General features: G+C 72.4%; 15 protein-coding genes and 1 riboswitch. Of the genes, 5 read left to right on the top strand and 10 right to left on the bottom strand.

Annotation, left to right across the window (positions count from 1 at the left end; genetic code table 11):
- Positions 1 to 5: 5 nt before the first annotated feature.
- The gene (locus tag AC0OLQ_RS21140) at positions 6 to 2,063 is read right to left on the bottom strand and encodes a M6 family metalloprotease domain-containing protein (RefSeq protein ID WP_484527669.1); all 2,058 of its coding nucleotides are present in this window, start codon (positions 2,061 to 2,063) and stop codon (positions 6 to 8) included.
- A gap of 158 nt (positions 2,064 to 2,221) precedes the next feature.
- On the bottom strand, positions 2,222 to 3,124 hold the full coding sequence (locus tag AC0OLQ_RS21145; protein WP_484527670.1) for a dihydrodipicolinate synthase family protein: 903 nt from the start codon (positions 3,122 to 3,124) through the stop codon (positions 2,222 to 2,224).
- 234 nt (positions 3,125 to 3,358) lie between these two features.
- Here AC0OLQ_RS21145 and AC0OLQ_RS21150 point away from each other — a divergent pair, with 234 nt between their 5' ends.
- A complete protein-coding gene (locus AC0OLQ_RS21150) occupies positions 3,359 to 4,585 on the top strand; it encodes a PucR family transcriptional regulator (RefSeq protein WP_484527671.1) in 1,227 nt (408 codons plus the stop codon).
- Positions 4,586 to 4,628: 43 nt separating this feature from the next.
- Here AC0OLQ_RS21150 and AC0OLQ_RS21155 read toward each other — a convergent pair whose 3' ends face one another.
- The 5 genes from AC0OLQ_RS21155 to AC0OLQ_RS21175 all read right to left on the bottom strand — a co-directional run bounded on the left by AC0OLQ_RS21155 (position 4,629) and on the right by AC0OLQ_RS21175 (position 16,301).
- Complete coding sequence (locus AC0OLQ_RS21155; RefSeq protein ID WP_484527672.1) at positions 4,629 to 6,545, bottom strand: CocE/NonD family hydrolase; 1,917 nt, start codon at positions 6,543 to 6,545, stop codon at positions 4,629 to 4,631.
- A gap of 244 nt (positions 6,546 to 6,789) precedes the next feature.
- Positions 6,790 to 10,845 (bottom strand): ThuA domain-containing protein, encoded by a 4,056-nt coding sequence (locus AC0OLQ_RS21160; RefSeq protein ID WP_484527673.1) that lies wholly within the window; start codon positions 10,843 to 10,845, stop codon positions 6,790 to 6,792.
- A 189-nt stretch (positions 10,846 to 11,034) separates the two neighbouring features.
- Complete coding sequence (locus AC0OLQ_RS21165) at positions 11,035 to 12,192, bottom strand: multicopper oxidase domain-containing protein (protein ID WP_484527674.1); 1,158 nt, start codon at positions 12,190 to 12,192, stop codon at positions 11,035 to 11,037.
- Positions 12,189 to 13,154 carry a sugar phosphate isomerase/epimerase family protein gene (locus tag AC0OLQ_RS21170; protein ID WP_484527675.1) on the bottom strand — a complete coding sequence of 322 codons (966 nt, stop codon included), beginning with the start codon at positions 13,152 to 13,154 and terminating at the stop codon, positions 12,189 to 12,191. The genes AC0OLQ_RS21165 and AC0OLQ_RS21170 overlap by 4 nt, the downstream gene beginning before the upstream one ends.
- Before the next feature lie 21 nt (positions 13,155 to 13,175).
- Complete coding sequence (locus AC0OLQ_RS21175; protein WP_484527676.1) at positions 13,176 to 16,301, bottom strand: OmpL47-type beta-barrel domain-containing protein; 3,126 nt, start codon at positions 16,299 to 16,301, stop codon at positions 13,176 to 13,178.
- A gap of 967 nt (positions 16,302 to 17,268) precedes the next feature.
- Between AC0OLQ_RS21175 and AC0OLQ_RS21180 the strand changes: the two genes are divergently transcribed.
- Positions 17,269 to 19,326 (top strand): M4 family metallopeptidase, encoded by a 2,058-nt coding sequence (locus AC0OLQ_RS21180; RefSeq protein ID WP_484527677.1) that lies wholly within the window; start codon positions 17,269 to 17,271, stop codon positions 19,324 to 19,326.
- A 100-nt stretch (positions 19,327 to 19,426) separates the two neighbouring features.
- On the opposite strand, the gene AC0OLQ_RS21185 is transcribed toward AC0OLQ_RS21180, so the two are convergent.
- The 3 genes from AC0OLQ_RS21185 to AC0OLQ_RS21195 all read right to left on the bottom strand — a co-directional run bounded on the left by AC0OLQ_RS21185 (position 19,427) and on the right by AC0OLQ_RS21195 (position 22,795).
- Complete coding sequence (locus AC0OLQ_RS21185) at positions 19,427 to 19,876, bottom strand: YbaB/EbfC family nucleoid-associated protein (protein ID WP_484527678.1); 450 nt, start codon at positions 19,874 to 19,876, stop codon at positions 19,427 to 19,429.
- Between the two features lie 111 nt (positions 19,877 to 19,987).
- The gene (locus tag AC0OLQ_RS21190; protein WP_484527679.1) at positions 19,988 to 20,644 is read right to left on the bottom strand and encodes a transglycosylase family protein; all 657 of its coding nucleotides are present in this window, start codon (positions 20,642 to 20,644) and stop codon (positions 19,988 to 19,990) included.
- A riboswitch (cyclic di-AMP (ydaO/yuaA leader) is annotated at positions 20,644 to 20,816 on the bottom strand. (Overlaps the previous gene by 1 nt.)
- 143 nt (positions 20,817 to 20,959) lie before the next feature.
- Positions 20,960 to 22,795 carry a glycoside hydrolase family 3 protein gene (locus AC0OLQ_RS21195; RefSeq protein WP_484527680.1) on the bottom strand — a complete coding sequence of 612 codons (1,836 nt, stop codon included), beginning with the start codon at positions 22,793 to 22,795 and terminating at the stop codon, positions 20,960 to 20,962.
- Positions 22,796 to 22,964: 169 nt separating this feature from the next.
- Between AC0OLQ_RS21195 and AC0OLQ_RS21200 the strand changes: the two genes are divergently transcribed.
- From AC0OLQ_RS21200 to AC0OLQ_RS21210, 3 genes are all read left to right on the top strand, one after another.
- Positions 22,965 to 24,533, top strand: coding sequence for an LLM class flavin-dependent oxidoreductase (locus AC0OLQ_RS21200; protein ID WP_484527681.1), 1,569 nt, complete (start codon positions 22,965 to 22,967; stop codon positions 24,531 to 24,533).
- Positions 24,534 to 24,618: 85 nt separating this feature from the next.
- Complete coding sequence (locus AC0OLQ_RS21205; protein ID WP_484527682.1) at positions 24,619 to 25,095, top strand: winged helix-turn-helix transcriptional regulator; 477 nt, start codon at positions 24,619 to 24,621, stop codon at positions 25,093 to 25,095.
- 29 nt (positions 25,096 to 25,124) lie between these two features.
- On the top strand, positions 25,125 to 25,823 hold the full coding sequence (locus AC0OLQ_RS21210) for an SDR family oxidoreductase (protein ID WP_484527683.1): 699 nt from the start codon (positions 25,125 to 25,127) through the stop codon (positions 25,821 to 25,823).
- The last annotated feature ends 84 nt before the right edge of the window (positions 25,824 to 25,907 follow it).

Consider the following 25,907-nt stretch of genomic DNA (forward strand, 5'->3'; position numbering starts at 1 on the left):
GCGGGTCAGCCGAGCAGCGCCCGGGGCCGTTCGACCCGGCACTGGCTGGTGACGGTCCTGCTCGGGTCGCTCTCCGAGGTGGCGGTGAGCGTCACCAGGGTGGTCGCGGTCGCGTCGGAGCCGGCCCCGACCGAGACGGCAACCGGGGTGCTGGCCCCGAACTCGGCGGTGGCCAGCTCGTTGGGCAGTTCCACCCGCCAGCCCTCGCCGCCGACGGTCGCCGAGAGCCGGTAGACGTCCGACTTCAGGTACGCGCCGGCGTCCTCCGGGTGCGGCTGCCCGTCGGCCACGTACGTCCCGGTGTTGGTCAGGTCGAAGGTGCAGGTCGCGCCCTTGCCGGTGGGCTCTCCCCGGGTCACCAGGTGGCCCTTGGACAGCGCCACCCCGTGCGCGCTCGGCCCGGCGCCGTCCAGCGACCGGACGGCCACCGTGTAGGACAGCACCCCGTCGCCGTCCCGGCGCAGGTTGAGCACGTAGAAGTGCAGCCGGTTGGCCTTGTCCACGTACTCGTACTCGCTGCCGGAGTTGGCCCCGGCGTGGAACAGCGCGTCGGACAGCTGCCGGTAGTCACCCATGGTGATCTTCTGCGGGGTGCCGTTCGGCTGGTAGAAGTCCACCATGTCGATGTCCTGCGGGTTCGCGTCGACCACCCACACGAACGGCGCGCTGTCGGCGTTCTTGGTCTTGCTGATCAGCACGCCGCTGTCCGGGGTGAACGAGTCCGCGCCCATCCGGTCGACGACCTCGACCGTGTAGTTGTTGTACTTGCCACCGTCGCAGAGCGGGTCGGTGCTGACGACGCACTTCGGCGAGCGGTCCTCGTTCATCGCGATGTTGAGGCCGGTCAGCCCGCCCGGTCCGGCGTCGACGGCGCGGGCGGTCACGTCGGCGACCACCATCCCCGAGGCGGCCAGCCCCTCGCGGGACAGCCGCAGCACGTGCTCCTCACCGAGCAGCCCGATCTTCAGCTTGTCCCGCACCGTGTGCAGTGACCCCATCGAGCCGCCGTTGACCGGCGGGATCTGCCAGCGGGTGTGCGGCCCGCCCGGCCCGTTGAAGGATCCGCGCGACATCATGCTCCAGATGCCGGTGTACGCGCGCTGCAACGGCGTGCCGTACGGGTTGTTGTAGTTGTCCGCGATGCTGAGCAGGTGGCTCAGCTCGTGGGCGTACACGCCCATGCCGGAGCTCTCGGCCTGTGTGGACGAGCCGCCGCCGGCGTTCGGCCAGATGCTGGCGGCCGCCTTCCACGAGCTCCACTCGACGTACCGGGTGCTCGCGTAGTTGGGCAGGGCGGGGTCCGGCGGGCCCCACGCGTCCGGCACGTCCTCCTTGGTCTGGAACATCATCTGGCCGAACTCCTGCCAGGTGGACGACTCGTCCTGGCCGGCCGAGAGGATGAAGACCAGCTCGAAGCTGTCGGCCACCGCGTCGCCGACCGCCGCGCGCCAGGCGCCCAGCCCGTCGGTGCGGATGTTCCGGTTGCAGGTCTCGCCGGAGGGGCAGGCGCCGGGGTTGAAGCGGTTGTCGATGCCGTACTGGTAGGACTTCGAGGGCATCTCGTAGGGGCCGAAGCCGGTCAGGTCCACCCCGTATCGGCCGTTGGAGTCCTGCATCCAGTACTCGTGCAGGGTGTGTCCCCGGTTGAGGTCGCCGGGCTTGTTCAGGAAGTCGGTGTAGAACCCCGCGACCTGGTTGCGGGGCACGTTCGCGGCGGTCGCCTGCGGGTTGCCGAAGACCGTCGAGCCGGCCGGCTGGGTGATGACGAACGGCTGGTCCACGTAGTCCAGCGTGACCAGCGCGATCTTGAAGTTGCGGACCGAGCCGCGCACAGTCGGGTCGGCCCAGTTCCGGTTCGGCACCTGCCGGTAGTCGTCCCAGGTCATCGTGTCGGGGTTCTGCCAGCGCTGGGGGTCGAGCGGCTGGAACGGGGCGGGGGCGTCCGGCGGGGCGCCCGGTGCGGCGGAGGCCGGCCCGGCGGCGCCGGTCGCGACCAGGACGGTCGTGACGGCGGCGGCCAGCACCGAGCGCCACACCGCACGCCTGGTGGGCAGAAGGTGCATCGAGTCACCTCTCAGGTCGGGGGCTGGGGGCGGGGCGATCAGGGGCGCTCACCGTCCGCATTGATCACGCCCGATCCCGACCCTAGGAGGCGGCCGGCGCGGCGGTCACCGTGCAGATGTCGGCAGGTGGGCCGGCGACTTCCGACACGTGCAGGACGTCACGCCGTGGGCACCGGCCCGGCGTCGGCCCGCTCGGCCCGTCGCAGGTCCCGGCAGAGCCGCTCCTCCAGTTCCGGGAGCAGCGCGCCGCGGGGCGGCCGGCACGGGCCGCCGTACCGGCCGGCCAGCCCCATGGCCAGCTTCACGGCCTGCACCCCCTCGGTGCGGGCGCCCCAGCCGAGCAGGGGGTGCAACCGGGCGTAGAGCGGCAGCCCGGCAGCCAGGTCGCGGGCGGCGCAGAGCCGGTGCAGGCGCAGGCAGAGCCCGGGCAGGACGTTGGGGCAGCGGGCGAGCCACCCGGTCGCGCCACACACCGTCAGCTCCAGCAGCACGTCGTCGGCGCCGGCCAGCACGTCGAGGTGAGGGCAGAGCTCGCGGACCCGGTGCAGCCGGCGGACGTCGTCCTCGCGTACCGCCACCACGCCGTCGGTCTCGGCGACCCGGGCGAGCAGGTCCGGGGTGAGGTCCACCGTGGCCTCGGCCGGATCGCGGCACACCACCACCGGCAGCCCGACGGCGGCCACCTCGCGATAGTGGGCGACCACCTCGGCGGGCCCGCCCGGGTAGCCGACCGGTGGCGGGGCGAGCACCGCCTGCGCCCCGGCGACCCGCGCCTGCTCGGCCCAGTGGCGCGCCTGGCGGCTGCCGTACCCCCCGACGGCCGGCAGCACCGCGCAGCCCGGCGGCGCCGCTTCGACGGCGGCGCGGACCACGTCGGCGCGCTCCCCCTCGGACAGGGCCGGGTACTCCCCCAGCGGGCCGCACGGGGCCACGCCCCGGCAGCCGGAGTCGCCCAGCCACCGTACGTGCTCCTGGAACCGGTCGAAGTCGACGGAGAGGTCGCTCCGGAACGGTGTGGGAAGGGCGACGACGACGCCCTGCCAGGGCCTGGTTGCGGCCACGACGGTTTCCCTTCTCGGCGGACCCGGCCCCGCACACGTTAGGGCCGTCCCGGGCCGCGGTCTTCCGACAGATGCCGGAACCGCTCCACGCGGACCGGGTACGGCTGTCGCGGGGGTATTGCGCGCCCGCCACCATCATCGGAAGGTAGGCCCAGGGTCCAACCAGCACACATCCGGCCCACACCGTGCGGGGACCCCGCCGGACCCGGGCCGGTCCGGGGGAAGCGCATGCGCATGGAGCTGCAACGCATCGTCGACCGGGTCGCGGCGCGGGTGAAGCGACCGGCACTCATCGAGGACCGGCGCCAGCGCGTCGTCGTCTACAGCGAACACACCGGACTGATCGACGGGGTGCGCCGCAGCTCGATCCTGCGCCGGCACACCACGCCGGAGGTGATCGCCTGGGCCCGGGAGATCGGCATCATGCAGGCCCGGCAGCCGGTCCGCACCCCGGCCCGGCCGGACCTGGACCTGCTCCCCCGGGTCTGCGTGCCGATCCGGCACCAGGACCTGCTGCTGGGCTTCGTCTGGTTCATCGACGCGGTCGACGGGATGACCGACGAGGACATCTCGGTGGTGACCGAGGCGATGCCGGACCTGTCGCTGGCCCTCTACCGGGAGAACCTGCTGGGCGAGCTGACCTCGCAGCGGGAGGCGGAAGCCACCCGTACCCTGCTGGTGGAGTCCCCGGAGGCCCGGCGGGAGGCCGTCCGCTCGCTGCTGACCGACGGCGTGGTGGCCCGCGACGGCCAGGTCACCGCGCTGGTCGCCCAGCTCGCGGTGACCCGGGACGACGTGCTGGACGACGCGGCCCGGGTCGCCCTCGAGCACGCGCTGGTCGCCACCCGGCAGTGGGTCGGTTCCCGCGAGACCCTGCACCTGGTCCGGCACGACCACGGGGTGCTGCTGCTCTGCGGCGGGCGGGCCACCGGCCGGGTGGCGGCCGAGGAAGCCGCCGCGCACCTGGACCAGTCCCTGCGCGCGGCGACCCGGGGGCTGGCGTCGGTGAGCAGAACGGTGCTCGGGGTCGGCGACGGCCGGCCCCGGCTGTACGACAGCCTCCTGTCCTACCAGGAGGCGTTCCAGGCGGCCCGGGTGGGCGTGCAACTGCCCGCCCTGGGCCCGGTCGTGCCCTGGGCCGACCTGGGCATCTACCGGCTGCTGTCCGGCGTGGACGCCCGCCACCTCGATGTCGCCCGGGTGCACCCGGGGCTGGGCCGGCTGCTCGGCGACGAGGCGCACCAGGTGCTGCTGGAGACCCTGGAGGTCTACCTGGACCTGGCGGGCAACGCCCACGCCACCGCCGAACGGCTCCGGCTGCACCGCACGACGCTGTACTACCGGCTGCAACGGGTGGAGCTGCTCGCCGAGACCGACCTCAAGGACGGCAACGAGCGGCTGTGCCTGCACCTGGCGCTGAAGCTGGGCCGGCTCACCGGCCGGTACCAGCCCGAGCGGTAGCCGGGGGCGGGACGCCGCCGCCGGCGTCCCGCCCCCGGGTCTCCTACAGGCCGGCGGCCTCCGCCGCCGTCCGGCCGCCGACCACCGGCAGGGTGATCCGGCTGCGGTCGAAGTGGACGGTGATGTGCGCCCGGCTCTGCTTGGCCCGGCTGCTGTAGCCGGAGTACGAGCCGAGCAGGACCACGCCGATCTGGTGGCCGGCGTCGAAGACGTAGTCCTCGGGGAGCAGGTTCACGTCGACCGCGGTCTTCCGGCCGGGCACCAGCGGCGTCGACACCGACGGCGAGTCGAGGTTGAGGCCGTCGATGATCCCCTTGGTGACCAGCTCCTGCGGGTTGGTCGCGACGGTCTTCTCGGTCTTCCGGTAGCAGGCGTTCTCGGCGAAGCCGCCCCAGGTGGCGCTCGCGCCCCAGCAGTCCTCGTCGGTCAGCGTCCGGATCCCGTCGCCGCTGGTGCTGAACCGCGGGCGGGTGCCGTAGTCGACCAGGAGCCCGGCGAAGCTGGTGTCCTCGCCGTCGACGGTGGCGTTGATCCGCACGACCGGGGTGCCCGAGACGTGCAGCGGGGCGGTCAGCGGCGCGGAGAGGAACACCAGGCGGTTCTCGGTGTTCGCGGCCGGGTCCGACGGGTGGCGGATGGCGTTGGTCGCGGTCATCGTGGGGGTGTCCTGGAAGGTCGCGGACCCGTTGCCGGGGCCGGAGCGGACGGCGAGCCCGCCGACGTTCCCGGCCGCCGGCGCCCGGAGGAACACCTGGGTCGGCCGGGCGTCCAGCAGCGGCCAGGCGCGCGCGGTCTCCCAGACGTCCGGCGCCCGCTCGATGTCGACGGCCGGCTCCCGCATGATGCCGTTGTCGACGCCCTGGAGCCAGTAGTCGAACCAGCGGTGCAGGGTCTCCACCCAGGCGCCCCGGCGGAAGTCAAACGGGTCGACGTGGCCGGCGCCGGTGAGCCAGAGCTTGCGCGGCACGCCCTGCTCGCCCAGCGCCGCCCACCACTTGCTGAAGTGGTCGGGGCGGACGTTGTCGTCGTTGATGCCGTGCACCACGAAGACGCTGGCCCGGACCCGGTCGGCGTGCGGCACGTAGTCCCGCTCCGCCCAGAAGCCGTTGTAGTCGCCGGTGGCGTCGTCGCCGCCCTGCCCGAGGGCGGCCCGCACCGGGGCGCAGTACGCGCGCCGGGCCGGGTTGGTGACCGTGTTCGCCAGGCTGCCCGAGTAGTTGTTCGCCCGGGTGACCAGGCCGTTGCTGCGGGAGTAGTCGTACCAGCTGGAGATGGCCGAGATCGGCACGATGGTGGTCAGCCCGGCCACCCCGTCGGCCGCGGCGGCGTTCGCCAGGGTCCCGTCGTACGACTTGCCGATCATGCCGGTGCGGCCGTTGTGCCAGTCCGCCACGACCTGCCGGCCGGCGGCGTCGAAGCCCGGCCGGCGCCCGTTGAGCCAGTCGATCGCCGTGGGCGCGCTGATGTTGTCGGCCCGCCCACCGGTGACCGGGCAGCCGGTCGAGTTGTTGGTGCCGATCATGTCGAGCAGCACCATCGCGTAGCCGCGCGGGACGAAGTAGTTGTCGTAGAACAGCGGCCAGGTGTCGTTCAGGCCGTCGCCGTCGAGGTCGGCCTTGCACTCGCTCTCGTTGCCCCGGCACACCGTCGAGTAGTACGGGCTGGCGTCCATCACCACCGGCACCTTGAGCCCGTTCTCGCTGGCCCGTGGCCGGATGATGTCCATGGCGACGATGTCTCGGGCGCCGTCGCCGTCGGTGTCCACGTCCGAGGTGACGAAGATTCGTTCCCGGACCGCGTCGGCGTAACCGAACACCGGTTGGGTGACCCCGCCCTCGACCACCAGCCGGGCGCCGTCGTCCGCGCCCGGCCCGGCCAGGGCGCCGGTCGCCGGCAGGCCGGTGACCGCGACCGCCAGGGCCACCACCGTGGCCCGCCAGGCATGTCTTCCGCTTCGCATCCGCATGCTCTCCTTCCCGCGCCGGCCGTCGACCGGCGGCGTACACAGGGGACACACCGCCGCGACGGTCGCCCCGAACCTACGGATCGACGGGTGTACGGGTCTTCGGACACCTGTGGAAGAAGCCCGCCCCCGGCTCCTACGCCTGTCGCAGTTCGCGGGGCGACGCGCAGAGTCATTGACGGAGGCTGACCCGCGAGCGCCGGGCACGGGGTCGACCCCGTGCCCGGCGCCGCCGGTGCGACTACAGGTCGCGTACCCGTACGTCGCGGAACTCGATCAGGTCGTTCGTGCTGTGGTTCTGCAACCCGACGAACCCGCTGAGGAACTGCCGCAGGTCGGTCGGCGGGTCACCGGCCCGGGACGACGCCTTCCCGGGCGTGTTGTCGAACTCGTTGATCACCACGCCGTTCCGGATGATCGTGTAGTGCTGGCCGACCACCCGGACCTCGTAGTCGTTCCAGGTCCCCTTCGGGGTCGCCCCGGCCTTGTCGAGCCCTTGCGAGTCGAAGTTGTAGATCGACCCGGTCTTCTGCGGCTCGCCGGTGGGCCCGTCGTAGATCTGGATCTCGTGACCGCAGTAGATCGCCACCCAGGCCTGGGACGACCGGGCCGAGCCGACCGTGCCGCAGCTGCCGGCAGGTCGCTCGTCCAGCGGGATCCGCGGATCCGGGAACCGGGCGAAGACCCCGCTGTTGGCGTACGTGGTGCCGGCGGAGACGTCGCGGAACTTCAGCCGCAGCGAGAAGTCCGCGAACTCGTCCTTGGCGTACCACAGCATGCCGAGCCCACCCGAGCTGCGGATGGTCCCGTCCGGCTGCAGGTTGAACGACCCTCCGGGCGCCTGCCGCCAGTCGGCGAGGGACGCCGCGGTGCCGTCGAAGAGCGACCGGTAGCCGGCGACCTTGCCGATCGGCGACTGGGCGGCGGCGGTGTTCAGCTTCGTCGCCTCCCGGTTGTCCAGCACGCCGTCGGCGCGCAGGTCGTTCACCACGTCGGACACGTGGCTGACGAACTGGCCGTGGTTGGTCCAGCTCCGCTCGTCGTCGATCAGGTCGTTGACGGTGCAGCCGCCGCCGACCTGGTGGTTGGTCACTCCGGTGTCGGTGTCCAGCATCCGCACGGTCGCCCGGCTGTCCGGCGCGGCGCAGCCGGCCGTGACGGTGATCTTCGCGGTGGAGACCTGGCCGTCGGCGTACGTCACCTTCAGGGTGGCCTCGTAGGTGCCGTAGTCGGCGTAGGTGTGCGTGGGGTTCGCCTCGTGCGACGGCGCGCTGCCGTCACCGAAGTTCCACTCCCACGCCACGCCACCGACCCGGGCCGCCGAGAACGTGACGGTCTTCGGCCGGCTCGACGTGACGGCCCGCCAGGAGGCGTCGCTCGCCCGCGGGGTCGCCTCGCCACCGGTGTAGGCGATCCGGATCAGCTTCTGGTTGCTGTGCAGGCTGAAGAAGCCACCCGCGTAGTCCAGCATGTAGAGCGCGCCGTCCGGGCCGAACTTGGCGTCCATCCAGGACTGGAGCTGGTTGCCGCCGGAGCCGCCGCGGATGATCTGGCGCAGGTCCTCGGCGAACGCGGGCGGGGCGTGCTCGTCGACCGTGGCCGGGTCGACGGTGACGGCCACCCGGTTGTTGGCGTTGGACTGGTCGCCGATGAACCACTTGTCGTCCCAGTACGCCGGCCAGGCCACCCCGCTTGCGGTGTCGACCTTCTCGCGCTGGTAGGTCGGGCCGTCCATGATCGCCTGCCCGCCGCCCTTGAGGTACGGCTGGGTGAAGGTCTCCTGACCGAGCTGGTACGTGGGCAGCCCGCTGCCGTCGGTCCGCTTCGGGTAGACCGGGCCACCGCCCTGCGGCGAGTACCAGATCATGTTGTCCCGGGCCGGCGGGAGGTTCACCAGGCCGGTGTTGCGCGGCGAGGTGTTCTTCAGGTTGTCGCAGTCGTACCAGCCAGTCAGCACGGTCGCGTCGGTGCTGCTGCGGTCACGGTACGGCTGCCGGTTGCCCATGCAGTACGGCCAGCCCTGGTTGCCGGCCGAGGTGATGATGGTGGCGGTCTCGTACTTGGCCGGGCCCAGCTCAGGGTCCGGGGCGCCGGCGTCCGGGCCGACCCAGGCCGCGGTCAGCCAGTGGTGGACCGAGTCCCAGGCGATCCGGGCGATGTTGCGCACGCCCATCACGTAGATCTCCGGGCGGGCCTTGCCGCCGCCCTCCTCCTTGCCGGTGAACAGGTTCCCGGCCGGGATGGTGTAGGTGCCGTCGGCCTCCGGGTGGATGCGCAGGATCTTCCCGTTGAGGTCGTTGGTGTTGCCGGCGGTACGCCGGGCGTCCTGGAACGAGGTGCCCTTGAACTCCTGCGTCCAGTTGTTGCCGGAGTAGCCGTTGGAGCCGCCGGAGGAGTTGCTGTCACCGGAGCCGATGTACAGGTTGCCGCTCTCGTCGAACGTCATCCCGCCGCCGGCGTGGCAGCAGCTGTGGATCTGGGTGTCCCAGTGCAGCAGGTCCTTGCGGGTGCCCTGGTCGATGGCCTGCTTCGCGGCGTCGTAGGTGAACCGGGAGACGGTCCGCTGGCCGATCCGCCGGTCCCGGTCGATGGACTCGTGCGGCATCCAGTAGACGTAGACCCAGCCGTTCTCGGCGAACTTCGGGTCGAGGGTGATGCCGACCAGGCCCTCCTCGTTCTTCACCAGTTCGCTGCCGCTGCCCCGGTTGCCCATCACCGCGAGGGTGGTGAGCAGCTTGGGCTGCTTCGTCTTCGGGTCCCACCGGTGGATGGTGCCGCAGCCGAGGCCGACCTTGGGGTCGTCCCAGCTCGCCACCGGGCCGCTCGGGCAGGCCGCCTTGCCGATGTAGAACACCCCGCCGTCGGGGGCGACGGTCAGGCCGTGCGGCTCACCGATCTGGTCGAGCTGGCCGGGCTGGTTGGCGGCGGTGAGCCGGTCGACGCGGTAGTTCGCGGCGATGGTGGCCTGGCAGTCACCGCGGACCAGGCCGGCCGACCACTTGATGGCGCCGGCCAGGTGCCCCTGGAACTGCTTGTCGCTGGTCCAGCTCGCCTCGGTGCGTCCCATCCCGGTGTAGAAGGACCGGCCGCCGTCGTAGTCCTGGCACCACGAGATCGGGTGGAAGGCGCCGTTGCCGCTCAGGCCGGCGTTGTAGGTGCCCTCCTCGACCTGCGCGACGGTGTGCACCCGGCCGGTCGGGCTCGGGTCCCAGTTGATCCACTGGTCGGCGCGGGTCCAGGTGAGCGGCAGGCCCTTGTTGGCCGGGTGCTGCCGGTCGGTGAGGTCGACCTTCGCCTGCTGCACCGTGGTCTCCGGCGGCGGTCCCGCGTCCGGGCCGATCAGCCACAGCTCGGCGAGCTGGATCAGCGGCTCCCCGCTGTTCGCCGTGACGTTGAGCCGGTAGTGCTGGTAGGCGGTGGTGTTGGTGAAGCTGAACTGCCTGGTCTGGAACCGCTGCGGGAAGGTCTCGTTGCTGCGGGTGTCCAGGTCGGTCCAGGTGGTGCCGTCCTGGGAGCCCTGCAGGGTCCAGTTCTTGGGGTCCCGGCCGGGGAAGTCGTTGGCCGAGGTCAGCGCGTAGCGGCTGACCACCACCGGCTTGGCCAGCTTCGCCGCCAGCCAGCCGGTCGGCGAGAAGGTCAGCCACTTGGTGCCGGTCGAGCCGTCGATCGCCTTCGCGGCGGTCTCGTTCGGCGGGTTCTCCGCGCTCGCGGTGGCCGAGACCGGCTTCTCGGCGTTCGGCAGCCCGGCGGCCGGCCGGGTGCCGATCAGGCCGGTGAACCAGGACGAGTCCGGCTGGGCCCGGGCGGCGTCGTGCACGCCGACGAAGCCGCCGCCGTTCTTCACGTACGCCTGGAAGGCCGCCTCCTGCGCGTCGGTGAGGGTGACGCCGTTGGCGGAGAGGAACACCACCGCCCTGTAGCGAGCCAGGTTCCCGAAGCTGAACACCGCCGGGTCGGCGGAGTCGTCCACGGTGAAGCCCTGCTGCTCGCCCATCTCGCGGATGGTGGCGGTGGCCTTGGTGACCGGGTCGTCCTGCTTGTCCACGGGGCCGTGGAAGACCAGCACCTTGACCGCCGGCGCGGCCTCGGCGGCCGCCGCGGGGGTCGGGGTGAGGGTCTGGCCCGGCAGGGCGAGCACGCCGAGCGCCAGGGCGGCGCTCGACGCCAGGGCGCCGAGCCGGCGACGGGCGCCGGGGCGACGCGGGGCGGTCGGTGGGGGCGGTGTGGTGGTGGCTCCCGTCGGGCCGGCGTCGAGGCCGACCCATCGGGAGAACCGGAAATGGCGTCTGTCGGCCATCTCGACTCCTCCTGTTGTGAGGTTTCCGGGTTCGTCGATTCCGCCGGTGACGTGAGGCGGTCACCGGAGGAAAGGCGTACGCGTCCACCGGCGCCACCCGTGGCGGGTGGCCGGTGCGGCGGTTTCGGAGGTGGAGGTCGTCCGGTGGCTGCCGGTCCTCGGCGCTGAGGGCCGGCAGCCGCGGACCCGTCAGTCGTGCTGGTGCGCGCCGCCGTCGGCGGCGGTCGCCGAGGTGGCCCCGGCGACGCCGTGCTCGTGGTCCATGCCGGGCGGCATGTTCCCGTTCTCGTCCAGGACGTGCAGCATGGTGGACATCCCGGCGTCGGAGTGGAACTGCATGTGGCAGTGCAGCATCCAGTGGCCCGGCCCGACCGAGTCGCCGGCCACCACCTGGGCGCCGAACGAGTCACCCGGGCCGAGCGTCTTGTTGTCGATCACCGGCACCGAGTCGGCGAACGGCTGGCCGTTGGGCACCGTCCCGGTCCGGGTGTCCGCCCAGGAGTGCCCGTGCAGGTGGAAGGTGTGCATGTCGTTGCCGATGCCGACCACCACGAACTCCACCCGCTCCCCCTTGCGGGCGACCAGGCAGGTCGGCCCGGGCTGCGGGTTGACCTCGGTGCAGGTGTCGGTGGCCTCGCCCCGGCGCAGGTTGATGCTCTGCCGGTCACCGAAGGCCACCGTGTAGGTCCGGTCCGGCTTCGGGTCGCCGGGCCGGCGGACCACCAGGCCGCCGAAGAGGCCGGCGGAGAGCCCCTGGGTGCCGTGCGGCCCGCCCACCACGTGGTCGTGGTACCACCAGTAGCCGGCGGTGCCCGGCGACCCGGTCCTGTTGTTGCGCGGCTGGGCGTACCAGGTGTAGGTGCGCGAGCCGCCCGACGGGACGTACGAGCCGCTCTGCACCGTGCCGTCGGAGTCCTGGGTGTACTTGACCCCGTGCACGTGCAGCGAGACGCCCAACGGGTGCTCCGGGTTGGTCCGCAGCGCCGCCAGGGTGGCCTCGGGCACCTGGTTGTGCAGGGTGATGGCGAGGCACTCGCCCTCCATCATCTCCATGAGCGGGCCCGGGTAGGAGGCCGTCTGCGGGGTGAGGCCGTAGCCGAGCCGGATCTGGGTGCCGTCCTTGGGCAGCTCCACGGCGTAGAGCTGGATCGTCCGGTCGGGCTTGACGCAGCCGTCCGGCCGCTCGGCGAACATCCCGGTGCGGGCGGCGGCCAGCCCGCCGGCGCCGACCAGGGTGAGCAGCACCACCACCGCGACGACCAGCATCCGTCGGCCACCGGTCCGGGGACGCGCGGTCCGGGGCTGCCGGGGCTCGGACTCCTCCTCGGCCAGCCGCCAGGCGCTCATCGGGCACCCCGCAGGTCGACCATGCGCTGGTAGCTGCGCTCGGCGGCGCCCAGCGACCCCGGCGGGTCCGGCTGCGTGCCCGGCGCGGAGTCCTGCTCCCAGAGGAACTCGAAGCGGCCCCGGCCGGTCAGCTCGCCGAAGAAGTCGGCGAACGGAATGACGCCCGCCCCGAACTCCACGTCGGCGTAGGAGTTGCCCTGCTGGGGGTCGGGCAGCGGGACGCCGTCCTTGACGTGGAACAGGGGGTAGCGCTCCGGGTGGGCGTTGACGTAGTCGACCGGGCGGAAGCCCGGGTACTTCCGCGCCCCGCCGTACGCCCAGAGGATGTCCATCTCGAGGTAGACGTACCGGGGGTCGGTGAGCTCCAGGAAGAGGTCGTAGAGCCGCACGTCGGGGCGGTCCACCGCGAAGCTGAACTCGATGGTGTGGTTGTGCTGGTAGAGCTTGAGGCCGCGCGCGGCGGCCGCCGCGCCCCACGCGTTGAACTCGGCGGCGGCCCGCTGGTAGCCGGCGATGGTCCGGTCGCCGGTGGGTGCCTCGGCGGTGCCGATCGCCGGCATGCCGAGGATCTCCGCGACCTCCAGCTCCCACTCCAGATTGGTGCGGAAGTCGTTCAGCCCGCGGTGGCTGCCGGCCGCCGTCAGCCCGTTGTCGTCGAGCAGCCGGCGGATCTGTTGCGGGGTGATGGCGCCGACCGACCCCTGGGTGTAGCCAGCGAACTCCACCTCCCGGTAGCCGATCCGGGACAGCTCCTCGAAGACGGCGGCGAAGCCGACCTGGGCGATCTTGTCCCGGACGCTGTAGAGCTGGATGCCCAGGTGTCCCTGGGGAATGAGCCGGCCGGCGGCGTCCTCGGCGGCCCCGGCCGGCAGCGCGCCGGCCAGGCTCGCGGCGCTGACCGCGACCGTGGAGCCGACCAGACCCCGGAGCAGGGTACGGCGGTCGATGCTTCTCCTTGCCATGGTGGTGTCCCTTTCGCTCGCTCAGCAGCAGGTGTTCGCGGCGCCGCCCGAACAGCAGGCGGTCAGCGGGGCGATCCGCACGTTCCGGAAGCTGACGATGTCGCCGGTCCCGTGGTTCTGGAGGCCGAGGTAGCCGGTGGCGTGCTGCCGCCCGGCGCCGCCCGGGTCGTCCGCCCGGGGCGGGTCGAAGACGGCGTCGGCGACGTTGGCGTACTCGTTGATCAGCTCGCCGTTGCGGAACACCGAGTAGTGCTGGCCGACCACGCGGATCTCGTAGTCGTTCCAGGTGCCCTTCGGGGTGACCCCGGCGCCGGCCAGGTCGACCCGGTCGAAGCCGTACACCGAGCCGCTCTTGTACCGGTCACCGTCGGGCCGGTCGAAGATCTGGAGCTCGTGGCCGTACTTGATGGCCACCCACTCGGGCCGGGACTCGGCCGGATGGTTCCGGACGTCCGGGAAGCGGACGAAGACGCCGCTGTTGGCCCGGCCCTCCCCCGGCGCGTCGTCGCGCCACTGGAGCTTCAGCGAGAAGTCGCCGTACGCGCTGACCGGGTACCAGAGCATGCCCAGCCCGGGCACCGGCCGGCTGGTGATCGAGCCGTCGGCGTTGCGGGCGAACCCGCCGGCGCCGACCTGCTGCCAGCGGCCGAAGGACGCGGCGGAGGAGTCGAGGATCGGCTGGTAGCCGTCCTTGCCCGCCGGCTTGCCGACGCCGGAGCGGGCGGCCGCGCTGACCAGGCGGCCGTGCTCGGTGTGGGAGATGACGCCCAGGTGGTGCAGGTGCTCGGCGACCGCCGTGACGTAGGAGACGAACTCGCCGTGGTTCGGCCAGCTCCGCTCGTCGTCGATGACGGCGTTGATGGTGCAGTCGCCCTGGACCACCCGGTTGGGCACGCCGCTGTCGACGGTGCCGAGCCAGACGGTGGGCCGGGTGTCCTTGACGCACTCGGGCTGCGGCCCGCTGGCGACCACCGTGAAGCTGACCGAGGCGGTGCCGGAGGTGTTGCCGGCCTTGTCGGTGGCCCGGTAGCTCACGGTGTGCGACCCGGCCCGGTCGACGGTGACCGGCGCGGCGTAGCGGGCGTACGGCTGGCCGTCGAGGGAGTACTCGACCCGGTCCACCCCGGAGCCGCTGTCGGCGGCGGTCAGGGTGACCGTGGCACTGCCCAGGTACGCTCCCGCGTCGTCCAGCTGCCCCGTGACGGCGGCCGTGACGGTGGGCGGGGTGGTGTCGGGCGCGGGCGGGTCGACCACCGTGAACGACACCGACTGCGGCGACGAGGTGTTGCCGGCCTTGTCGGTGGCCCGGTAGCTGACCGTGTGCGGCCCGACCTGGTTGACGGTGACCGGCGCGGAGTACGCCGCGTAGGGCTGACCGTCGAGCGAGTACTCGACCCGGTCGACGCCGGATCCGCTGTCGGTCGCGGTGAGGGTGACCGTGCCGGCGCCGAGGTAGGCGCCGTTGGCGTCCTTCTGGCCGGTCACCGCGGCGGTGACGGTGGGCGGGGTGGTGTCGGCCGGGGTCGGCTCGACCACGGTGAACGACACCTGCTGCGCCGGCGAGGTGTTGCCGGCCTTGTCGGTGGCCCGGTAGCTCAGGGTGTGCTGCCCCGGCTGGTTCACCGTCACCGGCGCCCCGTAGGCCGCGTAGGCGCCGCCGTCCAGGGCGTACTCGACCTTCGCCAGGCCCGACTCGGCGTCGGTGGCCCAGACGGTGACCGTGGCGCTACCCAGGTACGCCCCGTTGGTGTCCCGCTGGCCGGTCACCGCGGCGGTCACGGTCGGCGCCGTGGTGTCGGCCGGGGTCGGCTCGACCACGCTGAACGACACCTGCTGCGGCGACGAGGTGTTGCCCGCCTTGTCGGTGGCCCGGTAGCTCACCGTGTGCTGCCCCGGCTGGTTCACCGCCACCGGGGTGGTGTAGCCGGCGTAGGGCTGCCCGTCGAGGGAGTACTCCACCCGGTCCACGCCGGAGCCGGCGTCGGTGGCGGTCAGGGTGACCGTCGCGCCGCCCACGTACGCCCCGTTCGGGTCCTTCTCCCCGGTCAGTGCGGCGGTCACGGTCGGCGGCGTGGTGTCGGCCGGGGCCGGCTCGACCACGCTGAACGACACCTGCTGCGCCGGCGAGGTGTTGCCCGCCTTGTCGGTGGCCCGGTAGCTCACCGTGTGCTGCCCCGGCTGGTTCACCGTCACCGGCGCCCCGTAGGCCGCGTAGGCGCCGCCGTCCAGGGCGTACTCGACCTTCGCCACGCCCGACTCGGTGTCGGCGGCGGTCAGGGTCACCGTCGCGCTGCCCACGTACGCCCCGTTGGTGTCCCGCTGCCCGGTCACCGCGGCGGTCACGGTCGGCGCAGTGGTGTCCGTCGGCGGCGGCTCGACCACGGTGAACGACGCCTGCCGCGGCGACGAGGTGTTCCCGGCCTTGTCGGTGGCCCGGTAGCTCAGGGTGTGCTGCCCCGGCTGGTTCACCGTCACCGGCGCCGCGTAGGTGCCGTACGCGCCGCCGTCCAGGGCGTACTCGACCCGGTCGACGCCGGAGCCGCTGTCGGCGGCGGTCAAGGTCACCGTCGCGCTGCCCACGTACGCCCCGTTGGCGTCCTTCTCCCCGGTCACCGCCGCGGTGACCGTCGGGGCCGTGGTGTCCGAGCTGCCGCCGTCGACGACCAGCAGGCCGGTCATTCCGCCGTGGCCCGGGATGGAGCAGAAGTAGCGGTAGGTGCCCGGGGAGAGCACCACGTCGACCGTCCAACGCCCCCCGTTGGCGTCCGTCGGATCGGCCAGGATGTTCACGTCGACATCGCTGTTGTACGCGGGGTCGGACGTCTCGAAGGTCAGGGTGTGCTGCATGCCGGTGGTGTTTCCGGTGGCCGCGCTGTTCTCGAAGACGAGGGTGGCCGGTCCGGCGACCGCCGTGGTGGGGGCCGAACGGTAGGCGAGGAAGTTGTCCCCGGCCGTCCAGGTCAGCACCTGGGCCTGCAACGGGGCCGCGGCGGCCGCCGGGGCGGAGCGTTCCGGGTCGGTCGGCCGCGCGCTGGCCGGGGACGAGGAGAGCCCGGTGGTCAGCAGCAGCGCCAGTGCGGCGAGGGCGGCCACCGGTCTCCGGAGCCGGCCGGCGGAGCGCCGGTTCCGCGGTGGATGTGCGTTCATGGGTTCCTCTTTCACGGTCCGGGAGCAGCGTGCGTCGGTGGGTCGATCGGCGGAGCTGAGGTGCCGCGTTGTCCGTGCGACCCCTCCCCTGGCCGCACGGGATCCCCGGCCGTGGCCCCGGGCCACGGTCGTCCGATGTGGATGGTGGAGCGCCACCGGGCCGACGACGGTCGTCGGGCACGGCGGTACTGCGGAGCTGATGGGTTGGTCGGTAAGGGCATCGGTCGGCCGGTGAGGCTCGGCCGCCGTGGTGGCGTCGACCCGGGGTGGCCAGGGGGCTGGCCGGTCGTGGGTCCGCGGACGTGTTGCGCCGCCCGGAGGGCCTACCGTCGAGAGCTACCGTGCCGGTAGTTCATCTCGACGAAACATATTGATAGTCAGCGACCCTACTGACTTCCTCTCAGCGTGTCCATAGCTTTCGTCAGTCCGTCGACTACTTTTCTACGGAGTAGACGAAAGTGGTCGGCGAATTCCTACCGGCGCCCAGGCACCCCCTGGAAGCACCACGTCGATCGCCCGGCGGCGGGGGCCGAACGGATGATCATCCGAAGGCCGATCGGCGCCGGCGGGCGGACCGGGAAGGCGCCGGGAGGTCACCGTCTCGACGAGGGCCAATGTGCGCCATGAGCGCAGAGCGGCAATCGACGCAGAGCAGACACGCGGTCGTCCACCGCGGACAACATTAGGCCTGATCAGGGGCTATTGAAGATCATGGCTTCCTGAATTTCGGGCGACGGCGAGGTGACCGCGCGGCGTCGGTTGCCCGGGTCACCCATTGATCCCGGCCCTGGGCCGTGTGATTGTGCCCCCAGCGAGTCGCCGACCCCGGCGGCTCGGGACGGTCGATCTGTCGAACCGGGGCCACGCCGGCAGCCTCGGAGATCGACCGTCACCCCGCCTCGCCTCACCGCGCCGCCCGTCCCCACCGGGCTCCGTGCGGCGCGCCTAGGAACAGGAGCGAACCCCGTTGAAGCTCTCACCTCGCCTCGTCGCGCTCTCCGGCGCGGCGGCGGCCGGCCTGATCGCCGCCGGCACGGCCGCGGCCGTGCAGGCCGCGCCGCCCGGCCCCGCCGCCCCCGACGCCGCCCAGGCCCGCGCGATCGCCGCCGACTCGGCCCGCGCGCTGGTCGCCGACCGGCCCGCCTACCTGCACGCCAGCGCCGACGACGCTTTCGTGCAGAAGCCGGTCATCTCCTCGGAGGGCACCCAGTACGTGCCCTACGAGCGCACCTACAAGGGCCTGCCCGTGGTCGGCGGTGACTTCGTGCTGGCCACCGACACGGCCGGCAACCTGAAGTACGCCTCCGTCGCGCAGCAGCAGGCCATCGGCAGCCTCGCCACCACGCCGAAGCTGACCTCGGCCGCCGCGGCGAAGACCGCGCGCGCCCAGCTCAAGACGGTCAGCACCGTCGAGGGCACCAACCTGGTCGTCTATACCCTCGGCGCCGAGCCGGCGCTGGCCTGGGAGACCACCGTGCGCGGCACCGACGCCGAGGGCCCGAGCCGGCTCACCGTCGACGTCGACGCCCGCACCGGCAAGGTGCTGCGGACGCAGGAGCACGTCGTGCACGGCACCGGCACCGGCGCCTGGAACGGCCCCAGCCCGCTGACCCTGAACACCACGCAGTCGGGCGGCACGTACTCCATGAAGGACCCGACCGTCACCAACCTGAGCTGCCAGGACGCCGCGACCAACACGACGTTCAGCGGCTCCGACGACGTCTGGGGCAACGGCACCGCCACCAACAAGGAGACCGGCTGCGTCGACGCGCTGTTCGCCGCGCAGACCGAGCACAAGATGCTCGCCCAGTGGCTGGGCCGCAACGGCGCCGACGGCAACGGCGGCTACTGGCCGATCCGGGTGGGCCTGAACGACCAGAACGCCTACTACGACGGCACCCAGGTCCAGATCGGCAAGAACACCTCGGGCCAGTGGATCGGCTCGCTCGACGTGGTGGCCCACGAGATCGGCCACGGCATCGACGACCACACCCCGGGCGGCATCTCCGGCGCCGGCACCCAGGAGTTCGTGGCCGACACCTTCGGCGCGGCCACCGAGTGGTTCGCCAACGAGCCGTCCAGCTACGACGCTCCCGACTTCCTGGTCGGCGAGAAGGTCAACCTGGTGGGCAGCGGCCCGATCCGCAACATGTACAACCCGTCGGCGCTGGGCGACCCGAACTGCTACTCCAGCAGCATCCCGAGCACCGAGGTGCACGCCGCGGCGGGCCCGGGCAACCACTGGTTCTACCTGCTGGCCAACGGCAGCAGCCCGACCAACGGCCAGCCCGCCAGCTCCACCTGCAACGGCAGCAGCGTGACCGGCCTGGGCATCCAGAAGGCCATGAAGATCATGTACAACGCGATGCTGCTGAAGACCTCGTCCTCCTCGTACCTGAAGTACCGCGTCTGGACGCTGCAGGCGGCGAAGAACCTCTACCCGACCAGCTGCACCGAGTTCAACGCGGTCAAGGCCGCCTGGAACGCGATCAGCGTGCCGGCGCAGACCGGTGAGGCGACCTGCACGGGCAGCACCCCGACGCCGACCGCCACGACCACCCCGCCGTCGGGCAGCTGCACCGGCCAGAAGCTGGCCAACCCCGGCTTCGAGTCCGGCAACGTGAGCTGGACCGCCAGCGCGGGCGTCATCACGAACGACACCGCCCAGGCGGCCCACGGCGGCTCGTACAAGGCGTGGCTCGACGGCTACGGCACGACGCACACCGACACCCTCAGCCAGTCGGTGTCCATCCCGGCCGGCTGCCGGGCGACGTTGAGCTTCTGGCTGCACATCGACAGCGCGGAGTCGACCACGACCACCGCCTACGACAAGCTGACCGTGAAGGCGGGCAGCACCACCCTGGCCACCTACTCCAACCTCAACAAGGCCACCGGCTACGTGCAGCGGTCCTTCGACATCTCGTCGCTGGCCGGCACCACCGCCACCATCTCGTTCACCGGCGTGGAGGACAGCTCCCTGCAGACCTCCTTCGTCGTCGACGACACCGCGGTCACGCTGAGCTGACCACACCGGAGCGGCCGGCCGTCGTCCTCCCGACGGCCGGCCGCTTCGTCGTCTCCGCCGTAGCTGGGAGCGGGTCCGGGAACTGCGGATCCGCGCGGCGTCAGGCCGGGCGGGAACCGGCGCCGTCGCGGCGGATCCGGGCCGCGACGCCCTCCATCGCCCGGCTGAACCGCTCCATGTCCCGGGCGGACTGCTCCGGCAGGCCGCCGAGCCGCGCGGCGAGGGCGTCCACGTCGGCCCGGGCCGAGGCGCTGACCCGGGCGTCCAGCTCGGTGAGGGCGGCGTTCACGGCCGCCACCACATGCCCGCAGAGGGTCTCCACGGGCTCGCCGGCCAACCCCGGGTCGACGGTGACGGACTCCAGCCGGCCACCCTGGACGGCGACGGCACGGACCCGGCCGCCGGCCGCGGCGCCCTCGGCCCGGAGCAGCTCGGCCGGCGCGCCGTCGGTGTGCTCGGCGGCCCGGGACCGCATCGCGGACAGCGCCTGTTGCGTCCTGGTCAGCAGCTCGTCGAGGCTCGCGGCCGCGGAGAACGGGTCGTTGGTCATATCCGCGCTTTCTTCACGTCTTTCCGAGCATCGTGACGATAGCAACCGGCCCCGACGCAACCGAACGCCCGGCCGGGAACCCCGGCCGGGCGTTCGTGGTGCGGTGGGGTCTCAGCGCAGGCGCAGCCGCTGGCCCGGGAAGATCAGGCCGGGGTCGCCGCCGACCACGCCCTTGTTGCGCTCGTAGAGAGCGTGCCAACCGCCGGCGACGTTCTTCGCGTCGGCGATCTCGGAGAGGGTGTCCCCGGGCTGGACCAGGTAGCTGCCGGCGCCGCCGGTGCTGGGCGCGCTGCGCCGCTCGCTGCGGGTGGCCGGCCGGTCGCCGCGCGACGACCGCTCCGTGGTGGCCTTCTTCGTGGACCTCGTCGAGCCCGAGTCCTTGCTGGCGTACTTCTTGGTGGAGCCGCCCTTCTTGCCGCAGACCGGCCAGGCGCCGATGCCCTGCCCGTCGAGGACCTTCTCGGCGATGGCGATCTGCTCGCTGCGGCTGGCCAGGTCGGCCCGGCTGGCGTACTTCTGGCCGCCGTAGCCGTTCCAGGTGCTGCGGGAGAACTGGAGCCCGCCGTAGTAGCCGTTGCCGGTGTTGATGTGCCAGTTGCCGCCGGACTCGCACTGTGCGACGGCGTCCCAGTTCACGCCGGCGGCGCTGGCCGGAGCGGCCGGGCCGAGCAGGGCGGCCGCGCCGGTGGCGGCGCCGACGACGAGTGCGCCGACGGCGGTGCGCCGTTGAGCGGTCCGTCGATGACGGGCGACGTATTCAGTTGCCATGTGGGTTTCCTCCACGCCGACGAGGTGAGCTGTCGGGTTCGGGCCGAGGAGCCCGGCCGCCGGAGGCGGCTTCACCCCGAGGTGTCGTGCACCGAGGAACGTGTGGGTCCCCCGCTCCCGCCCGAGGTCCAGGTACCGCCGGGCCGGCGGCGGGATTAGGCGTTACCGGCCCGTGGTGTCCGCGATCGCGAACGGATACGACGTTAGGAAGGGTTTCCGCCCATCGCCCACCTCTTGTGAAGTTCTTCACCCGCCCGAGCGAAGGCCCCTCCGTCCGAGTTGCGCACCGTCCGAAAGTGCCTTATGAGTCGCGGCTCAGTAGGTCAGGCCGTAGCCCTGCGGGAAGAGCGGGACCTGCCCGTCGCCGGCGTTGATGGGCTGCTGACTGACCGAGTTCATCCAGGTCATGGGCAGTTTTCCGGTCGGCGCGTACCCCCCGAAGAGGACGTCGGCCACGCCGCCGCCCTCGGTGCCGGGGAGCCAGGCGGCCAGCAGCGCGTCCCATCGGGGCAGCTCGGCCGAGATGTCCATCGGCCGGCCGGAGACCAGCACCACGATCACCGGCACGCCCGCGTTCCGCAGCGTCGCGATGGTCCGCAGGTCGTCCCGGTCCAGGCTCATGCTGCCGGTGCGGTCGCCCTGGCCCTCGGCGTACGGTGTCTCGCCGACCACGGCGATCGCGGCCCGGTAGGTGCCGTCGATGCCGGTGCCGCGCTGGTTGTAGGTGACCGTCGTGGTCGGACCCACCGCGGCCCGGATGCCCTGCAGGATCGTGGTGCCGGGGGTGATCGCGCCCGACGAGCCCTGCCAAGAGATCGTCCAGCCGCCGCTCGCGTTGCCGATGTTGTCGGCGCTCTTGCCGGCCACGAAGATCTTGTTGTTGTCCCGGGCCAACGGCAGGACGCCGGCGTTGTTCTTCAGCAGCACCTGTGACTGGCGGACGGCCTGCCGGGCCAGGGCCCGGTGCGCGGCGTTGCCCACCGTCGGGGTCCAGCTCCGGTCGGTGTACGGCCGCTCGAAGAGGCCCAGCTCGAACTTCTTGGTGAGGATGCGCCGGTTGGCGTCGTCGATCCGGCTCATCGGCACGTGGCCGTTCTGCACCTCGGCGCGCAGCGTGCTGAGGAAGGTCTTCCACGCCGTGGGGACCATCACCATGTCGATGCCGGCGTTGATCGCCGTGCTGACCTCGGCCGCGGTGAAGCCGGCGGCGCCGTCGATCTGGTCGATGCCGTTCCAGTCGGAGACGACGAACCCAGAGAAGCCCAGCTCTCCCTTGAGGACCGTGGTGATCAGGTACTGGTGGCCGTGCAGCTTCACGCCGTTCCAGCTGCTGTAGGAGATCATCACCGAGCCGACCCCGCGCTGCACGGCCGCCTGGAACGGGGGCAGGTGGACGGCCCGCAGTTCGGCCTCGCTGAGCTGGGTGTTTCCCTGGTCGTCGCCGCCGGTGGTGCCGCCGTCGCCGATGTAGTGCTTGGCGGTGGCGAGCACCGAGGTGGGTCCGCCGAGGGTGCTGCCCTGCAGGCCGGTGATCAGAGTGGACAGGTTCGACGGCAGGTCCGGAGTCTCGCCGAACGATTCGTAGGTGCGGCCCCACCGGTCGTTGCGGGCGACGCAGAGGCAGGGCGCGAAGTTCCAGTCCACCCCGGTGCCGGTGATCTCCTCGGCGACGGCCTGGCCGATCTGCTGCACCAGCGCCGGGTCGCGGGTCGCGCCGAGGCCGATGTTGTGCGGGAAGATCGTCGCGCCGTACACGTTGTTGTGCCCGTGCACGGCGTCGACGCCGTAGATCATCGGGATGCCGAGCGGGGTGGCGAGAGCCGCGCGCTGGAAGCCGTCGTACATGTCGGCCCAGGACGCGGCGGTGTTCGGCGTGGGCGCGGAGCCGCCGCCGGAGAGGACCGAGCCGAGCCGGTAGGTGGTGAGGTCGCTCGCGGTGACCGAGCCCCGCTCGGCCTGCGTCATCTGGCCGAGCTTCTCGTCCAGGGTCATCCGGGCGAGCAGGTCGGCGACGCGGGTGGCGACGGGCAGCGTCGGGTCCTGGTAGGGCAGGCCGGCCGCGGTGGCCGGCGCGGGCACGGCCAGGGCGGTGACGGCGACGAGCAGGAGGGCAAGACCGAGGGGACAGTGGCGGCGGTGGTGACGGATCACGGGTCGCTCCTTCCCGGAGGAACGCTGAGGCCGTTCACCGGCACCCTATGCCCGTGGGCATCGACTGTGAACAATCCTTGCCGGTTCCGGAACCGCCCGGCGGGCCGGCGCCGGGCCGGACTACCGTGGGCAGGGTTCGCGCAAGATCGGCAGGAGGCGGCGGGACGGCATGACCGACTACGGACACGAGCTGGCCTTCGGCGGCTTCGTCACACCCACCGCCGGCCGGTTCGAACAGGTGGTGGCCCTGGCCAAGCTCTGCGAGCAGGTCAACCTGGACCTGGTCACCTTTCAGGACCACCCCTACCAGCCGGGTTTCCTGGACACCTGGACGCTGATGTCCTACCTGGCCGCGGCGACCAGTCGCATCCGGCTGGCCGGCAACGTGCTGAACCTGCCCCTGCGCCAACCGGTGGTGCTGGCCCGGAGCGTCGCCAGCCTGGACCTGCTCACCGGTGGCCGGGTGGAGCTGGGCCTCGGCGCCGGCGCGTTCTGGGAGGCGATCGAGGCGGTCGGCGGGCGACGGCTCAGCGCCGGGCAGGCGGTGGACGCCCTCGACGAGGCGATCCGAGTGATCCGCGAGGTGTGGGACACCGAGCGGCGCGGGATGGTCCGCGTCGAGGGCGAGCACTACCGGGTGGTCGGGGCGAAGCGCGGGCCGGCCCCGGCGCACCCGGTGGAGATCTGGGTCGGCGCGTACAAGCCCCGGATGCTGCGGCTGGTGGGGCGCGCGGCGGACGGCTGGCTGCCGTCGCTGGCGTACCTGCCGAACGGGCCGGCCGAGCTGCCGGCGATGAACGCGGTGATCGACGAGAGCGCCGAGGCGGCGGGGCGGGACCCCCGGTCGGTACGCCGGCTGCTGAACATCAACGGTCGGTTCGTCCGCTCCTCCAGCGGCTTCCTGGCCGGGCCCCCCGAGCAGTGGGTGGAGGAGCTGGCCGGGCTGGCCCTCGACCACGGCGTCTCCACGTTCGTCCTGGGCGCCGACGACCCGACCACGATCCAGCTCTTCGCCCAGGAGGTCGCGCCCGCGGTGCGGGAGCTGGTCGGCGCCGAACGCGCCGAGCCCGGCGCCCGGGCCGGTGCCGCCGAGGAGCAGCGCGAGGCGGTCGAGGCCGGCGGCGCCACCGCGCTCGCGGTCACCCCCACCCCCGACCCCGGGGTACGGCTGACCGACCACCGGCTCTGGGACGAGTCCACCCGCCCGGCCGCCCCGCCGGCACCGGACGGCCACGTCTACACCCCGCACGCCCAGGCCGTCGGCGCGCACCTCGTCGACGTGCACGACCATCTGCGGCAGGAGCTGGCCCAGGTTCGTGACCTGCTCGAACAGGTCCGACGCGGGGTGGTCTCCGCCGGCGCCGCCCGGGCCGTGCTCAACCAGCTCACCATGCGGCAGAACAACTGGACGCTGGGGGCGTACTGCGCCGCGTACTGCACGGCGGTGACCCAGCACCACGGGCTGGAGGACAACTCGATCTTCCCGCACCTGCGGCGCGCGGACCCGGGGCTCGGCCCCGTGCTCGACCGGCTGGAAGCGGAGCACGTGGTGATCCACGACGTGGTGGAGGGCGTGGACCGGGCCCTGGTCGACCTGATCCGCAACCCGGGCGACTTCACCGAGGTGCAGAAGGCCGTGGACGTCCTCACCGACACCCTGCTGTCGCACCTGTCGTGGGAGGAGCGGGTGATCGTCGAGCCGCTGGCCCGGCACGGCTTCTACGCCGGCCAGGTCTGAGACGGGCTATTCCCGCTCGCCGGCGCGCCCCCGCGTGAGATAGCTGACTTTTGTTTCCCTAAGTCAGAGGGGTAGCGTCATCCGCATGACGGACTTCCTCGCGCAACGCGACGCCTGGTCCACCGCGAACTGCTCGATTGCCCGGGCGCTCGACGTGGTGGGCAACCGGACCGCGCTGCTCCTGCTGCGCGAGGCGTCCTTCGGCACCCGCCGCTTCGACGACTTCGCCCGCCGGGCCGGGGTCAGCGAGCCGGTGGCCGCCGCCCGCCTCAAGCAGCTGGTCGCCGACGGGCTGCTGGAGCGGCGGCCCTACCGCGAGCCCGGTCAGCGCACCCGGGACGAGTACCTGCTCACCGCCAAGGGGCGGGACCTGCTGCCGGTGCTCGCCGCCCTGCGCCAGTGGGGCGACGCGTACGCCGTCGACGACACCGGCCCGTCGGTCACGGTGACCCACCGCGACTGCGGGGCGGCCGTGCACGTGCGACTGCGCTGCGACGCCGGGCACGACGTCCCGCCCGACGAGGTGGCCGTGCTGCCCGGCCCGGGCCTGCGGAAAGCGTGACCTCCCTTCCACACCCTCAGGAGCAACACATGAAGATCGCTGGACGCACCGCCCTGGTCACCGGGGCCAACCGGGGCTTCGGCCGGCACCTGGCCGCCGAGCTGCTGGCCCGGGGCGCCACCGTCTACGCCGGCGCGCGCAACCCGGACACCGTCGACCTGCCGGGCGTCACCCCGGTGCGGCTGGACATCACCGACCCCGCGTCGGTGGCCGCCGCCGCCGAGCTGGCCGGCGACGTGACCCTGCTGGTCAACAACGCCGGCTCGGGCACCGGAGCGGACCTGCTCGACGCCGACCCGGCGCTGGTCCGGCTGGAGATGGAGACCCACTACTTCGGCACCCTGGAGATGGTCCGGGCGTTCGCCCCGCGGATCGCCGCCAACGGCGGCGGCACCGTGCTGAACGTCCTCTCCGTGCTCTCCTGGATCGCCTTCCCCGGCGTCGGCGCGTACAGCGCGGCCAAGTCGGCGGAGTGGGCGATGACCAACGCGCTGCGAGCGCAGCTCGCCGACCGGGGCGTGCGGGTCGCCGGGCTGCACGTGGGCTACATGGACACCGACATGACGGCCCGCCTGGACGTGCCCAAGTCCGACCCGGCGGAGATCGCCCGCATCGCGGTCGACGCCATCGAGGCCGACCGGTACGAGATCGTCGCCGACGAGACCTCCCGGCGGGTCCTCGCCGGCCTGTCCGGCGGCGTCCCCGCCCTCTACCCCGACCTGCCCTGAGCCGGGACACGCGAGCCGGCGCCGGACGAGTCGGCCCACCTGGACCGGCTGATCCGCGGGTGACCGCCGGGACGTGGCGGACAT

Source organism: Micromonospora sp. Utrum1 (assembly GCF_057197805.1).

Coding starts and splice junctions, on each gene's coding strand:
- AC0OLQ_RS21140 (WP_484527669.1), bottom strand. CDS start 2,063: ATGCACCTTCTGCCCACCAGGCGTGCGGTGTGGCGCTCGGTGCTGGCC.
- AC0OLQ_RS21150 (WP_484527671.1), top strand. CDS start 3,359: ATGGAGCTGCAACGCATCGTCGACCGGGTCGCGGCGCGGGTGAAGCGA.
- AC0OLQ_RS21155 (WP_484527672.1), bottom strand. CDS start 6,545: ATGCGAAGCGGAAGACATGCCTGGCGGGCCACGGTGGTGGCCCTGGCG.
- AC0OLQ_RS21160 (WP_484527673.1), bottom strand. CDS start 10,845: ATGGCCGACAGACGCCATTTCCGGTTCTCCCGATGGGTCGGCCTCGAC.
- AC0OLQ_RS21165 (WP_484527674.1), bottom strand. CDS start 12,192: ATGAGCGCCTGGCGGCTGGCCGAGGAGGAGTCCGAGCCCCGGCAGCCC.
- AC0OLQ_RS21170 (WP_484527675.1), bottom strand. CDS start 13,154: ATGGCAAGGAGAAGCATCGACCGCCGTACCCTGCTCCGGGGTCTGGTC.
- AC0OLQ_RS21175 (WP_484527676.1), bottom strand. CDS start 16,301: ATGAACGCACATCCACCGCGGAACCGGCGCTCCGCCGGCCGGCTCCGG.
- AC0OLQ_RS21185 (WP_484527678.1), bottom strand. CDS start 19,876: ATGACCAACGACCCGTTCTCCGCGGCCGCGAGCCTCGACGAGCTGCTG.
- AC0OLQ_RS21190 (WP_484527679.1), bottom strand. CDS start 20,644: ATGGCAACTGAATACGTCGCCCGTCATCGACGGACCGCTCAACGGCGC.
- AC0OLQ_RS21200 (WP_484527681.1), top strand. CDS start 22,965: ATGACCGACTACGGACACGAGCTGGCCTTCGGCGGCTTCGTCACACCC.
- AC0OLQ_RS21205 (WP_484527682.1), top strand. CDS start 24,619: ATGACGGACTTCCTCGCGCAACGCGACGCCTGGTCCACCGCGAACTGC.
- AC0OLQ_RS21210 (WP_484527683.1), top strand. CDS start 25,125: ATGAAGATCGCTGGACGCACCGCCCTGGTCACCGGGGCCAACCGGGGC.